This is a genomic window from Roseibium sp. RKSG952, from assembly GCF_009711355.1.
Genome location: NZ_SMMF01000033.1, coordinates 1 through 214, shown reverse-complemented (window position 1 = coordinate 214; position 214 = coordinate 1). Strand labels below are relative to the sequence as shown.

1 protein-coding gene is annotated in these 214 nt (G+C 63.6%); it reads left to right on the top strand.

The features are described 5' to 3' along the window. Positions 1-214, top strand: a 214-nt coding sequence (locus E1297_RS48620) for a CSLREA domain-containing protein (protein ID WP_196223048.1), incomplete at both ends; no start/stop codon positions are given.

The following is a 214-nucleotide window of genomic DNA, read 5'->3' as shown; positions in this document are numbered from 1 at the left end:
CGATGCCGGGGCTTTGGAGCTGCAGGCGGACACACCCGGCCTCGAAGTCACCACCGCTGAAGACATTGTGGACCTGACCGACGGCCTGATTTCTCTGCGCGAGGCGATTGCCTATGCCAACAATCGGGCCAATGGGGATGAACCCGACAGGATCACTTTCAGCAGCGAGGTGTTCTCCGGCGAGGGCCAGCCGGTCATCCGGCTGACGCACGGC